This is a genomic window from Pseudomonas caspiana, from assembly GCF_040224095.2.
GTDB classification, from domain to species: Bacteria; Pseudomonadota; Gammaproteobacteria; order Pseudomonadales; family Pseudomonadaceae; genus Aquipseudomonas; species Aquipseudomonas caspiana.
Genome location: NZ_CP167995.1, coordinates 1527450 through 1539897 on the forward strand (window position 1 = coordinate 1527450; position 12448 = coordinate 1539897).

At 64.5% G+C, this 12448-nt stretch carries 13 protein-coding genes; 1 reads left to right on the top strand and 12 read right to left on the bottom strand.

The features are described from left to right. Positions 1-14 precede the first annotated feature (14 nt). Positions 15-938: a LysR family transcriptional regulator gene (locus tag ABRP31_RS06860; protein WP_039445395.1), complete on the top strand. Its 924-nt coding sequence runs from the start codon at positions 15-17 to the stop codon at positions 936-938. Here the strand turns inward: ABRP31_RS06860 and ABRP31_RS06865 are convergent. The 12 genes from ABRP31_RS06865 to traD all read right to left on the bottom strand — a co-directional run bounded on the left by ABRP31_RS06865 (position 919) and on the right by traD (position 12444). Further along, the gene (locus ABRP31_RS06865; RefSeq protein ID WP_104552442.1) at positions 919-1683 is read right to left on the bottom strand and encodes a thioredoxin domain-containing protein; all 765 of its coding nucleotides are present in this window, start codon (positions 1681-1683) and stop codon (positions 919-921) included. The two genes, ABRP31_RS06860 and ABRP31_RS06865, sit on opposite strands and share 20 nt — an antisense overlap. After that, entirely contained in the window at positions 1680-4562 is a 2883-nt protein-coding gene (locus ABRP31_RS06870; protein ID WP_349973362.1) for a conjugative transfer ATPase, read from the bottom strand. The genes ABRP31_RS06865 and ABRP31_RS06870 overlap by 4 nt, the downstream gene beginning before the upstream one ends. Next, complete coding sequence (locus tag ABRP31_RS06875) at positions 4562-5005, bottom strand: TIGR03751 family conjugal transfer lipoprotein (RefSeq protein ID WP_104552317.1); 444 nt, start codon at positions 5003-5005, stop codon at positions 4562-4564. Before ABRP31_RS06875 ends, ABRP31_RS06870 begins: the two co-directional genes overlap by 1 nt. Then, a complete protein-coding gene (locus tag ABRP31_RS06880) occupies positions 4986-6416 on the bottom strand; it encodes a TIGR03752 family integrating conjugative element protein (protein ID WP_104552313.1) in 1431 nt (476 codons plus the stop codon). Before ABRP31_RS06880 ends, ABRP31_RS06875 begins: the two co-directional genes overlap by 20 nt. Beyond that, positions 6406-7332 (bottom strand): TIGR03749 family integrating conjugative element protein, encoded by a 927-nt coding sequence (locus ABRP31_RS06885; RefSeq protein WP_104552314.1) that lies wholly within the window; start codon positions 7330-7332, stop codon positions 6406-6408. Before ABRP31_RS06885 ends, ABRP31_RS06880 begins: the two co-directional genes overlap by 11 nt. Then, complete coding sequence (locus ABRP31_RS06890; protein ID WP_012438503.1) at positions 7329-8018, bottom strand: PFL_4703 family integrating conjugative element protein; 690 nt, start codon at positions 8016-8018, stop codon at positions 7329-7331. The genes ABRP31_RS06885 and ABRP31_RS06890 overlap by 4 nt, the downstream gene beginning before the upstream one ends. After that, the gene (locus ABRP31_RS06895; protein ID WP_104552315.1) at positions 8015-8425 is read right to left on the bottom strand and encodes a TIGR03750 family conjugal transfer protein; all 411 of its coding nucleotides are present in this window, start codon (positions 8423-8425) and stop codon (positions 8015-8017) included. Before ABRP31_RS06895 ends, ABRP31_RS06890 begins: the two co-directional genes overlap by 4 nt. A gap of 10 nt (positions 8426-8435) precedes the next feature. Then, on the bottom strand, positions 8436-8795 hold the full coding sequence (locus tag ABRP31_RS06900) for a TIGR03745 family integrating conjugative element membrane protein (RefSeq protein ID WP_015471975.1): 360 nt from the start codon (positions 8793-8795) through the stop codon (positions 8436-8438). A gap of 16 nt (positions 8796-8811) precedes the next feature. Then, positions 8812-9045 (bottom strand): TIGR03758 family integrating conjugative element protein, encoded by a 234-nt coding sequence (locus tag ABRP31_RS06905; RefSeq protein WP_078591402.1) that lies wholly within the window; start codon positions 9043-9045, stop codon positions 8812-8814. After that, complete coding sequence (locus tag ABRP31_RS06910; protein ID WP_104552316.1) at positions 9042-9410, bottom strand: RAQPRD family integrative conjugative element protein; 369 nt, start codon at positions 9408-9410, stop codon at positions 9042-9044. The genes ABRP31_RS06905 and ABRP31_RS06910 overlap by 4 nt, the downstream gene beginning before the upstream one ends. A 98-nt stretch (positions 9411-9508) precedes the next feature. Then, the gene (locus ABRP31_RS06915) at positions 9509-10258 is read right to left on the bottom strand and encodes a TIGR03747 family integrating conjugative element membrane protein (protein WP_102596265.1); all 750 of its coding nucleotides are present in this window, start codon (positions 10256-10258) and stop codon (positions 9509-9511) included. Then, positions 10255-12444: a type IV conjugative transfer system coupling protein TraD gene (gene traD, locus ABRP31_RS06920; RefSeq protein WP_108350241.1), complete on the bottom strand. Its 2190-nt coding sequence runs from the start codon at positions 12442-12444 to the stop codon at positions 10255-10257. Before traD ends, ABRP31_RS06915 begins: the two co-directional genes overlap by 4 nt. Positions 12445-12448: the final 4 nt, after the last annotated feature.

The window sequence follows — 12448 nt, forward strand, 5'->3', positions numbered from 1 at the left end:
CGGAGCGGCAAGCAATGGAGCTTCGGCATCTTCGCTGCTTCTTGGCTGTGGCCGAGGAACTCCATTTCGCGCGTGCGGCCGAACGGCTGCACATTGATCAGTCCCCCCTGTCGCGGACGATCAAGGAACTGGAGGAAGACCTGGGCGCACCGTTATTTGCGCGCACCACGCGCAGCACCCGACTGACCCAGGCCGGCAAGCTGTTTCTCGAACATGTGCCGCGCGTGTTCGCAGCACTGGACCAAGCCCGCGCCAGCGTGCGCGCGGCCGCAGCGGGCTATGAGGGTCAGTTGCGTATTGCCCTGTCCAATGCTATTTCCCCAGCATGCTTGTCATCCCTCATGGTGCTGTGCCGAAAAGAAGATCCGGAAATCGCCATCTACTTCGATGAAGTCCCGCTCATCGAGCAGATTAAGGGCTTGCACGAGGATGTGTACGACGTGGGGTTCGCGCAGTCTGCCGATGTCGGCGACGGTATTGCTGCCGAGCCGGCCTGGCGCGATCCGCTGGTGGTTGCGATCCCGGCGGGTCATCCTTTGCTGGCGCATGCGCAAATTCCCCCGGAAGAAGTATTGCGTTATCCGCTGGTGATGGGCGACCCCCAGGCGTGCGAAGGCTACACCTGCCAGATCGAACGGGTATTGCGTGCTCTGGACATGGACCGACGGGTGTCCAAACGGGTGATGTCGTTCGACTTGATGATGGCGCAGGTGGCGGCCGGGCTCGCCCTGGCGTTGGTGGGTGCCTCGCAGATAGCCACCATCCGCGATTCCAACATCATTGCGCGGCCATTGGCTGGTGTTTCGCCGATGCTCACGACCTACCTCCTAAGGCGGGCTACCGATCCATCGGAGGCACTGGACCGTTTTGTTGCCCGTGTCGGTAGACTGAAAGTCCATACCAGTGAGTTCACGCGGGCTATCTGGGCATGTCGCTAGTAGTATCGGAAGGGATCTCGGGGATGGTATTGGCGGCCAGGTCGTCAGCCGACAACATGTCTATGGCCGACAGCAGGGCATCGCCTTCGACCGGCCCCTGCAGCAGGATGGCCTGACCGGTCTGGCGATCGTGCAGCCTGACCGATGGCGTCGCGGTTACACCGTTCTTCGTGGCTTCGGCGGCCTGAGCGTGGATCAACACATCCGGCCGCTCGCTCGCCAGGCACCGTTCCATAGTTGGAGTGAGATTGGGATAGCGCAAACCATCGGGTAAGCCTTTGCCGTCGCTGCGCGTATGGGCATAGACCCATTCGACAGCCTGCCAAAAGGCAGCATGCCCGCCACCTTGAGCGGCGCATTCCGCCAGACGTGCTTCGGCTGACGCAGCCGGCTCATGCGCGGCCAGCGGCATGTGCTGCCATTGCAGGGCCACGTCCGCGTTGACGCCCACCCAGCGCTTGAGCAGCGGGAAGTAGGAGCGGCAGAATGGGCATTCGAGGTCCCCATAGAGCGTCATGGTGAAACGGCCCTCGGGATTGCCCAACTGCCAGGGAGGCCCAGCCACCTGTGCGGTGTTGACCGCCACGGGAGACCGCGTCGTGGAATCGCCGGACCACCTGGACGAAAGCCAAATCAGCAATAGCGCGACCAGCGCGGCGGCCAAGCCCCAGAGCCAGCGAGGCCGCCAGCGCCTGTGGCGGAATGCCAGCACCTGTATCGGGATGGAAGGACGTCTGGGCGTCATGGTTCTCTCCGGCGGCTATTGGGGCTGTCCAGGGTCGGCGACTCAATGCCGCGCGCCTGGTCAATCTTCTCGGCCACCTTGAAGGCGGCGTCCAACTCGCTGATGCCGAACTGCTGCATGAGCTGGTAGCGCTCGGCTTTTTCCTCGGGTTCGGTTTGCGCGAGGGCGAGGTAAAGGCTCGGTGGCACGGCCCGGAAGAGCACTTCCATGTTCTTGGACAGGATGACGCCCTCGGTGAACTTGCCGGCTTCCTTGCGGGCTGACAGCATCAATGCCTTCTGCGCGGGCGAGAGTTCGCGGAAGCGCGCAATCTTCTCCACCTCGTCCGGTGGCATCGACAGGCAGATCCACCATTCGATCATGTTCAACATTGGTTCGGCGGACTTGGGCAGATCGTCCACGTTCTGAGTAGCCAGCCAGAACCAGGCGCCCAGCTTGCGCCACATCTTGGTGATCTTCACCACGTAGGGTGACAGCAGCGGATTCTTGGTGATGATGTGGCCTTCATCGGTCACGTTGACGATGGGCCGTCCGAGGTATTGGTCGCGCTCGGCGATGTTGTTGACGGTGCTGATCAGGCTGATGTAGGCGATGGAGAGCTGCGCGTTGTAGCCTTCGCGGGCATAGGTGGCGAGATCGACCAGCGTGATGTCGGCCTCGGGCCACGGCGTGCCGGGCCGGTCGAACATCTCGCCATCGTTGCCCTGGCAGAACATGTCCATTGCGTCGGCCATTTCCAGTAGGCGCACGCGCCGCGTTTCCGGCAACGTCGGGTCCTGGCCGCGGGTGCGAAGCGCGTTGCGCACGTCGCGCGTGAGTACCGTGCGCCCATCGGCCACACAGTGCTCGGCCGCATTGAGGATGCACTGACGGATCAGCGAGCGATCCGCGCGCGTCATGCGCGCCTCCTCTTTGTCCTCGCCGCCGGTGATCATGAGGCGTGCGGTGATTTCCAGCTCGCCTAGCACGTCGCGCTGCTGGTCCACCTCTGTGGCGTCGGGTGGCCGGTCCTCGTCCAGCGCATCGGCATCGAGCGTCTGCACGTCGCTCGGCGTCTCGATCAGGCGACGTGCATCAGCAAAGGGAGCCAGGCTCACGTCCACCCCGGGTGCGAGCTTCACGCGGTGGACAGTCAGTCCGAGCTTGCGCGCGAACTCGGCGAACAGCCCGAAGCTGTTGCCAGCCTCCACGATGAACAGGCGCGGCCGGTAGATCGCCGTGACCTGGTTCAGCAGGTTGTTGAGCGTGGCTGACTTGCCCGAACCCGTCGGTCCGAACAGGAAGAGGTGGGCATTCATCTGCCTGTCAAACCTGTTGAGGGGATCGAAGGTGATCGGCCCGCCGCCGCGATTGAACATCGTGATGCCGGGATGCCCTGTGCCCTGGCTGCGCCCCCACACCGGCGATAGGTTCGCGGCATGCTGCGCGAACATCAGTTGCGTGTACCACTTCTTCCGATCCAGGCCAGGGTTGTAGCAACACGGCAGCCAGCGCAGATAGCTGTTGAGCGGCGCCACCTCGTCTTCCTCGCGCACCGGCTGCAAGCCGGCGTTGAGCATCACGTTCGCGAGATCAAGGCCGCGCCGGTCCAGTTCTGCTTCATCGTGCCCACGCAGATAGAACGCCAAGCTGCCTCTGTAGAGCTTGTGCGCGCTGCCGATCATCGAGCGCGCCTCATGCACATCCTTGAGCGTCTGCTCGGACGCAAGCGTCTCGCCCACAGCCTTTCTCGCCAAATGGTTCAGGTCTGATTCGAGGACGTCCTGCGGCGTGGCGACCATCGTCAGGCACATCAACGTGTCTTCGGGCATCTGGTCGAACAGCGTGTTGATCGCATCGCCCTTGCGGGTTTCGCCGGTCAGGTGCCCCGTGCCCGGTGGCATGCGAAGCCGGTCAGTGACGAGCACGCGGTGCGGCATCCCGTCGAAATACCAAGCGCCTTGCGCGACGTCGGAACGTGGTTGCCCAAAGAACATCCGCTGGCTGAAATCCCGCCCGCTCGCCAGTTCGATCTCGCCGTCCTCAGCTTCGTCGGGGTAGCGCGCCAGCGCGAAGAAGCGCTCGCGGTCCTCGGCACCAGGACCAAGCAACTTGGGATTCGGGTTGAACCACCGCAGTAGCCAGTCGTGAATGTCTGCGGCGACCATGCGCCGGGCCTCGATGCCAGCGTTCGCCAGTCCTCCGCACAGGCGGTCGCAGACGATGTTGAGCATCTGCTCCGGGGTCTGACCACGGCGGCTCGTCTGTCCGATGGAACGGCGATAGACCACCATCCGTACACGCCGAGTCTGGCCGCGCCAGCGCAGCCGCGTGACCACGGTGTCCTCGAACAGGCCGCCCGGCTTGGCCACCGCGCGCAGGTGATGGCTGAAGAAGCGTAGGTAGAACTCGGTGAATGCCGTATCGCGGGCACTCGGCCGCACGTAGTCGCGCAGGGTCTGCATGTACTGGTCGAAGCTGGGCTCGTCCTGGGCGTAGAGCTGGAGCACCCAAGGGTTCTCATCCAGTTCATCGAAGCTGTCCTGGAGCGCATTCTCCAACGCGTCGCGGGCATGCGCGAGCCAGCCGGGTTCCCGGCCCTCGGTGCCCAACGGCACCAGCTCATAGAAGGCCGCCACCGATTGCCCGTCCTCCAGCAGCATCGACTTCGACTCGGGCAGGAACTCCACCCAGGGCAGCAGTTCCACAAAGGACGGCGCAACGTCGTACAGCGCCTGCTCGTCAGCCACGGTCGCCGGCCTGTGGCCCTGGACCGCAGCACCGGGTTCGGGCAGGCCAGCTTGGCGCAAGGCCTCGACATGGCGCAGCCATCCGTCAGACGGCTCGTCGTTTCCGTTTGCTGCGGCGGCCAGCTTGGGCCAAGGGAGTTTCCACCGCATCAGTAGTCCTCCACGCGCTCGCCCGGCATGGCGTATTGGATGCGTTGGTACAGCGGAAACACGGTGCTGTAGCCCGGAACCGGCACGGGGTCCGTGCCCGCCAAATGGGGGAATACGTACATCACCAGGTCGGGATTGGGCAGGCGCTGGAACTGGCGATAGACCTCGTTGCGCGCCGTGCGCGTGTAGCGCATCTGCTCGGCGGGTGCGGCCTGCACGTCGGCGTCGGTCAGCGGCCGGCGCAGGCTCTGGCGCGCGTCGAGCAGCAGGCGGTGAGTCACCTGGCCGGCACCACCCACCGCGCCGTCGCCGGTTTCCTGCTGCCAGATATCCATCATCGAGCGGTCGCCGTGGGTCAGCAGATCCTCCTTGCTGGTGGCGCAGCCGCCCAGCAGCGCGAGGAGGAGGGCCGACGCAAGGCCCTTAGTCAAGTTCGAGAGCATGGTTTTCTCCTGCGCGGTGATCAACCTTGCGACCTTCGGGATCGAAGTCGATGGCGAGCGGCTTGTCGAGGTGGACGGCGACTTTGGCGCCGGGCTGGACATACACTGCGGCGAATGCCTGGCCGTACAGCTTGTTGACCCAGTTCGACATCTCCTTGACACCGCCTGCGAGAATCCGGCCGACCGCTTCCTGACCGCTGATGCCCACGGTGCCAATAGAGCCGTCCGAGCCCACGTAGGACATCTGGCCGCTGTCGCTTTGGATGAGCGAGGCCACGCCGGCGCCGGCCGCCGTGATGAGGGCTTGCGAGCCGATGTACTGCTGCGCATTGCTGCGCCGCTCTCCGCCGACGCACGGGATGCCGTAGGGATCGCTGATCCAGCCCAGGCCCCCACTTTGAGCGTTCTGCTGCTGGTTGTTCTGCTGATTGCCCTCGCGGTCCTCGGGGATCGTGCGGATCGTTCCATCATGAAAGACGAAGGTGATGCTGCGCACCTGGCCGCGCACGCATGACAGCGTCCAGTCCCCCGAAGCCGTGCCGCTGAAGACCGCACCGGCTACGTCAGGAATGTCGATGCCGTTGGCGGTGAGATTGTCGGGGCCGACGAGGACTTTGAAGGGGTACGGATCGTTCACGGTTCCGTCGATCGGGACGCGGCCAATCAGCGCCGTCATCGCCACCGACCCCATGAGCGTCGAGTTCGTCGGCACGGTATAGACGGGTTTGGTGCTTTTGGCCCGGGTGGAGCCCTCACTCGCCTTCGGCACGGTTTCCGCCGTGGTGTCCAGCGTGCTCTGCGCCGGGCCGAAGCTCGTCGGGAAGTTGGTGCCGCCACCCGTGCCACGGTTGCCATTGCGTCCATCGACGGGCTTCTTATCGTCTGGATCCACCCAGCGCATGCCGCCTTCCATTCCGGCCTCGTCGCCGTCGCGCAGCCCCAGGCCCACAGGCATATCTGTATGGCCGCCCCCGCGTCCGCCGATGCTGTCCAGACGCTGCTGCAAGTCGGCGAGCAGGCCCTCGGTCTGCTGGCGTTCACTGGCCGCCTGTTGCTGGTCGCGGCGCAGGTTGGAGCGCTCGGTCTCCAGCGCCGAGTTGATGCGCTGGTCGATCGAGTTCTCGCGCTGGCGCAGGCGCTGGTTCTCCTCGCGCTGGGACTTGTTATCAGACAGCGCGGTCTGAAGCTCGGTGCGCAGTTGCTTTACCTGGGCGACGAGCGTTGCCACGGTGTCGCGCGGGGTATCGCCTGCAATGCCCAATGCCTTCATTTCTTCGGGCGTGAGTTGGCTACCCGTCTCGGCTTGCGAGGGTGCCGACGACCCTCCGCCCGAGAACAGCCGAATGCCGAAGAACAGCACCAGCAGGGCCACAGGAATCATCAGCCACTTCAGGAGTCCGTTACTGCGCATGGGGAGCCTCCTTGCCGTCCTTCGGATCCTCGACGCTGGCTTCCGGCTGCGGCAAATGCGTGGCCGGGTCGAAGCGGTGGAGGGCGGGCAAAAGCGACTGCGTGATGCCTCGCCCGCGCGTCACCAGGTACAGGACGGTGGTGTCCTCGGGCGTGCCGCGCGGGCCGAGTGCCTCATGCTGGAAGGTGGCAGTGAGGAAATCGCCTTGCAGCACGCGCGGGTCTAGCGTGATCCAGCCGGCGTCGGTGTTGGTGAGGCGCACGGCCGTCACCCATTGGTCTTCCAGCCGCCACGAGGCGAGTGCGGTGGCGCGCACCGGCAGTGTCGGCATCAAGGTGCCGAGGTCCAGGTCACGGCGCAGGTTGACCCGCATGACGCCCGGCAGCGGCTCGACCGTGCGCAGCGGTGCGTATAGGTTCTGCGCGGCAAAGCGTGTAAGGACTACCGAGATTGGCGTTTCGCGCCGGGCTGACTGCGCGGCCGCCTGGCGATTGGCCGGTGCTGGCACTTCGTCGGCATCGGTCGGCTGATCGCCGGAGCGCGCGGAGGGCACATCGCCCTCGACGATGCGCACCGGCTCCAGCGCAGGCTCGCCACCCTTGGCCGGCTCGGCAGCAATGTCCAGCAGGATCAATGCCCCGGTGTCGGTGTCTTGCAGTTGCAGCCGCGTGGGTTCGATCGGCTCGTTCGCGCGCAGATACACCGCGCCGCCCGCGCTCTGCACGCGCAGGCGCTCGCCCACACCCGCAGGCACGCCCACGCGGACGTTCCGGTCGATAAACACGATGCGTTCCTGGCCGACCTTCAGCGCCACCGCAAGCGGCATGCGTTCCCAGCGCATAACCTCCAAGGCCTGGGCGACGGGAGCCGAGGCCACGGCCAGCAGTCCCAGCAGCGCGAGTACAGGGTGCTTCATGGTGTTTCTCCTTGGGGCGCTTGCGGAGACAGGCCGCCAGCCGCTGGGCGGGAGGCTTCCGGTGCGCTGATGCGCTGGGGCGTGCCGTCGTAGCAGTCCAGTGCCAAGCCGAACGGGTTGTGCGAGGGGTCGACGTCCACCCGCGTGACTTTGATGGGGTAGCGCACCAAGGCGCGCTTGACCTGCTCGGCGCCGTAGTACTCGTCGGCGCTGATGTCCAGCGTCACCACCCAGTCGCGGTCGGAGACCACGCGCACGCGCGCGTTGGGATCATCGCCATAGCCGCGGCCAGGGATTTCATAGATGCCGCGCACGCGGTGCCGCAGTTCGCCCGTGCTGCGCCGGTAATCGAAGTCGGCACGCAGAAAGGCGTGGCAGGACGGTGTGAGGTACGGCGAAAGTGCGTGCAGGTTGCGCGGGTAGTCTTCCTCGCCATTGGTCGGCCAGCGATTCAATTGCTGGAACACGTAGAACGTGAAGGAGTAGACCGATTCGGGCGGTACCTCCCACCACTTGCGGGTGCTCCCCGAGCGCAAATCCGGTGGGACGTGGATCGTCAGGTCGCGCGGTGCGCTCCACCAGCCGCCGCCCATCACGAGGGCGAGGATCACCAGCGCGCCGGCGCCCAGTCGCAGCGTCTTGATGTGCGCCTGCAGGTGGGTGATCTCGTTCTTGAAGCGGCTCATCGCGCCCCCCTTGGCATGGACCTGCGGGTGGACCAGAAACCCGAGCGCGAGATCAGCATATGGCCGCCCACCCAGCTGGCCGCGAGCGGATGGCGCGTGGCGATCCGCCACTGCAACTGTCGGTACAGCCAGGTATCGGGCCGCCCACGCTTGAGTCGACGGAGGATGCCGCCGCCGATGAACACGCCGAGAGCCACGCCCAGGACGACGAACGTGGGCGCAAGTGCGATCGTGCGGAACATCCAGGACAGCGGCGCGCCGACCAGCAGGCCGGCGCCGCCGGACAGACCGCAGCAAATCCACAGCTCGTCGGCGGTGAGTCCACGCACAACAACGGGATGGCGGTTGAGCCGGTGCGGAAGGAACGTCACCGTCCCGTCGGCACGGACGTGCTGGTGTTCGGACATGGCCAGCCCCTTACAGGATGCCGGTGGCTTCGGTGAGCAGCCAGATGCCGATCACGAGCAGTACGGCACCGATGGCGACCGTGAGGCCGAACTGGCCCCAGGTCTTGCGACCGGTGTGGATTTCCGCGTAGGTGCCGTATGCGTGGTAGCAGACGCCGATGAACATCGACGCCACCACCAGCAAGGCCACGAGCATGATGATGTCGTAACCGTAATTGCGGATGGTCTCCATAATGCCGTTGCCGGTACCCCTGGTCGGGTTCTCCAACTGAGGCAGGCCCTGCGCGAACGACAGCGCGGGCAGCGCTGCGGTGCCAAGGGCCACCATGGCGCGTTGGGCAAGACGAGTAGTGAGGATACGGCTTTGCATGGTCAGTCCTTTCAGGTCAGGAGAGGAGGAAGAAACTCAGGACGAGGTACATCGCGACAAAGCGGATGCAGACGCCGAGGAACTGGCGCTGGTTGAGGCGGCTCTCCGACCACCCCACGTAGGCGGTTCGGATGGCCCAGACGCCCCAGACGAGCAGGACCGCAAACACGACGCCGACCAGCACGGTCGCCATCGCTGAAGGCGCGATGCCGCTGTTGACTTGAAATGCCGAGATCTGGGCACCGTTCATGGCTCGCCCTCCGCGGTCGTCCGCGGCAGCTCGGTGCGGTAGTCGCCGGCCAGTTCGGAGGAATCACGCGGCTGGGCACGCGATGGCGTGAGGTGGTCCTGGATGCCGACGCGCACGCGCGCCAGATCAGCCAGGAGACGCGGGTAGTCGAAGTGGTAGCGTTCACCCGGCGTGATGGGGGTATGCGCGGCGCTGTTCGCGACGGTGCGCTCCAGGGCATCAAGCTGGCGCAGCGCGGCGACCAGTTCCTGGCGCTGTGCCGGAGATTCGGCCAACGCCATTGGGGACTGCCCCATCAAGAGGGCCGTCAAGAGAAAAGTGGGCACGCCGCGATGCGCGGCGCGTAGCCAAGTTGAAGCCACCATCGCGCCATTCCTGTGTGTTCAGCAATGGCTTGATCGTGGAGATCAAGGCGACTTCAGGCCGCAAACAATCGGAACTCGTGGGCGACCGGATTGATGGTCTAGAGATACTTTTTGAAGCTCCCGGCGGTCAGACTCACAGCCCAGCCCAGCAAGGCTGCGCTGGGCAAGAGGATCAGCAACGGGTGCACTGAGATCGGCAGCGCGAGGTAGGTCACCCAAGGCAGCACGACCAGCGGCATCAGGCTCGCTTTTGCCCGGTGATAAATAAAGCCAGATTCCCGACCCGCACCGAATCGACGCACGTCGCGCCGCACCAGGCCGTCGATCAAACCAACGAATGCTGCCGTGAAGATCAGTGGCAGCGTGAGAACCAGGACCAGCAGACGCACGATGAAGGTCAGCGTCGTGAAGGCCGCAGCGATCAGATAGCTCTCGGTCCAGACGTAGACTTGGCTAATGTAGTAGCGAAAGTTGCGCGTCTGTCCGTTGCTTGGCGCGTGGGCGCGCTCGGCGGTCTGGCTCATCCGTTCCAACAAGCCTGAGCGCACGAACACCCATTCGTAGCCGGTATCCACCAGCTCGTGCGCCGTGCGCCCCGGCTCCTGCACGACCATGCTGCGCGTGAAGTGACTGGAGAGGTGCCCCAGTTCGGACTGCAACATCTGCTGGGAGTGGCCCCATCCCTGGTCCTTCCAGAACAGGTGCATGCCGACACACTCCACGACGATCGAAAACAGCAGCGAGCCGATCAACACCCCGAGCAGCCGAAACGGTAGCGTAAGGGTGCCGACGATCAGGCCTTGGCTCTCGTTCTGCTCTCGTTGCGCGGTTGAGGCGACGTCTCTCATGGCGAGGCCTCGTTGCCGGTGTCATCTATTGCGCCGGCGTCGGCGATGCGCACAGCGGTGACCACCTCATCAAGCAGGTCGCCAGGCAAGGCCGCGTCCTGCATAACCGAAGAGCTGGTGTACTCCCACCACTGCGTGGCGTCGGTGTAGGTCTGACGCATGTAGCCCGCGAGCTGTTGCAGATCCTGCGGCATGACCTCATCGGGGGCAGGGGCAGGCAGCGGCATTCTGATCTTCCAGAGCTGACCGCCCTGCAGCAGCGCGAAGCACTGTCCTTTGGGCAGGCCGACCACGTGCGATGGCTCGATCATAGGCACGCTGGACATACTGATACGGTCCTGGGTGTTGGACGTGAAGTCCGTCGCGCCGCGAATGTCCGAACTGTCGGTGGCGCCCGAGACGATGGTGGTGCTATAGACCTCGACTTTGGGCAGTTGCCGGGTCAGCAATTCAGCAGTGGCCGTCTCCCGGACCCGCAGCATGAACAGGTTGTTGAAGTTGCCGATAACCTGACCGGCCTTCGCGCGGTTGCCAATTCGGGCTTCAATGTCGGAGAGCGTCTGCGTGTAGGCGGTGACTTGCAGCCCGGCGCCGCCGCCCTTGTTGATGAGCGGTATGAACTCATCGCCCATCAGCTCGTTGAACTCGTCGGCATGGATATTGATCGGCACCCGCGCGCTCGCCGATGCATCCGGCAGGCCATCGTTGATCCCATGCTTGTAGATGTGCCCAGCAACCGATACCAAGTCGGAGAACATGGAGTTTCCGACCGCTGCGGCGACCTCGGCGTCGGACAACGCATCCAGGCCCACATAGACCACGGCACGCTTCCTGATCACCTGCATCCAATCGAAGATTGGCCGCGGGTCCGCCAGGTCTGAGTAGTTCGGCGCCAGGAGCTGCGCGATCTTGCCGCTGGTGAGCTTCTCCAGCAGAGGCAGAAGCGATGCGACGATCTTGTCGAAATACGTCTTGTCGTACCGGACCGCCGAGCGCAGGCCGTCGAGCACTGGATCGTAGTTGCGCGCCTGGGAGAGGTATTGCTCAAGCGCCACGACGCGCTTCTCGCGTCCGATCATGTTCCTCGGGATGTTCTTCTCGTTGAGCTTGGCCTCAATCTGGACGATCACCTCCCAGGCCTTGGGCTCGGTCTTTGCGAAGTAATGCTGGGCGTACTCGATAAACAGCGCGTCGATGTTGATGACGTGCCGCTGGATCAGCATGTAGTCCGGGCGCTGTCCCAGCTCCACCAATGCCCGCGCGATGATGTTCACGAAGCGCCAAGCGAACTCGCGGAAAGCTGCGCTGTTGCCTTCACCAGAGAGCTGACCGGCAATGCGGGTGGCGACTTCCGAGATGCGCCCGAAGCGCCCCACGGCGTTGTAGCGCGCGGAAATCTCCGGCCATCCAAGGTGAAAGATGTAGAACTCGCCTTCGCGGCCCGCGCGTTTGGCCTCGACGTACATGCGCTTCAGGAGATCAGCATCGCCCTTGGGGTCGATGACGATGACGACTTCATGCTCGCCTGCGGCGTTCTTGCGGCGGATGTCCTGGGTAACGAACAATTCAGCGAGCCGAGTCTTGCCCACGCGCGTTGTACCCAATACCAGCGAATGCCCGACGCGCTCGCCCAGCGGCAGGCTGACGTCCACTTCCTCCGGTTCGATGCCATGCAGTCGCGGGAGGCCACCCACGGGCGGCAGCGGCCGCACCGGATTGAAAGGCACATCCCAGCCCGTGAGCCCAGGCAGGCGCGAAAGCGGAAACGGCGCGAACTCCAATCTTTCTTCCAGCCGCCTTGCCAGCCGATATGCAGGAGTCGGTTCAACGTAGCGGCGGAACTCCGGCCGGTACGTCTGCATCAGCCGATGAGTGTGTTTCTGCTCCCACAGAAAGCCCTTGCCGATGAAGAGCCGCTGCTGGCTGACCGGCACGTCCTTGCTCGTCATCACATAGCGCGGCAGGCGGCGGATGTTGCGCCGGTAGCGCAGGATGATGCGGGCATCGCGGTATCGAATCGCGCCGTAGGCACTGAATGCCAGCGCGCTGCCGACGCCCATGCCCGGACTCAGCGCAAGCGACCACGGGGCCACCAAGGACAGAAACGCGGCGCCTGCACACGCTGCGACGGTGTATAGCTCCACTGCTGGGCGAAGTAGAACTTCAACCGGCTGTTTGCCCGACATGGCT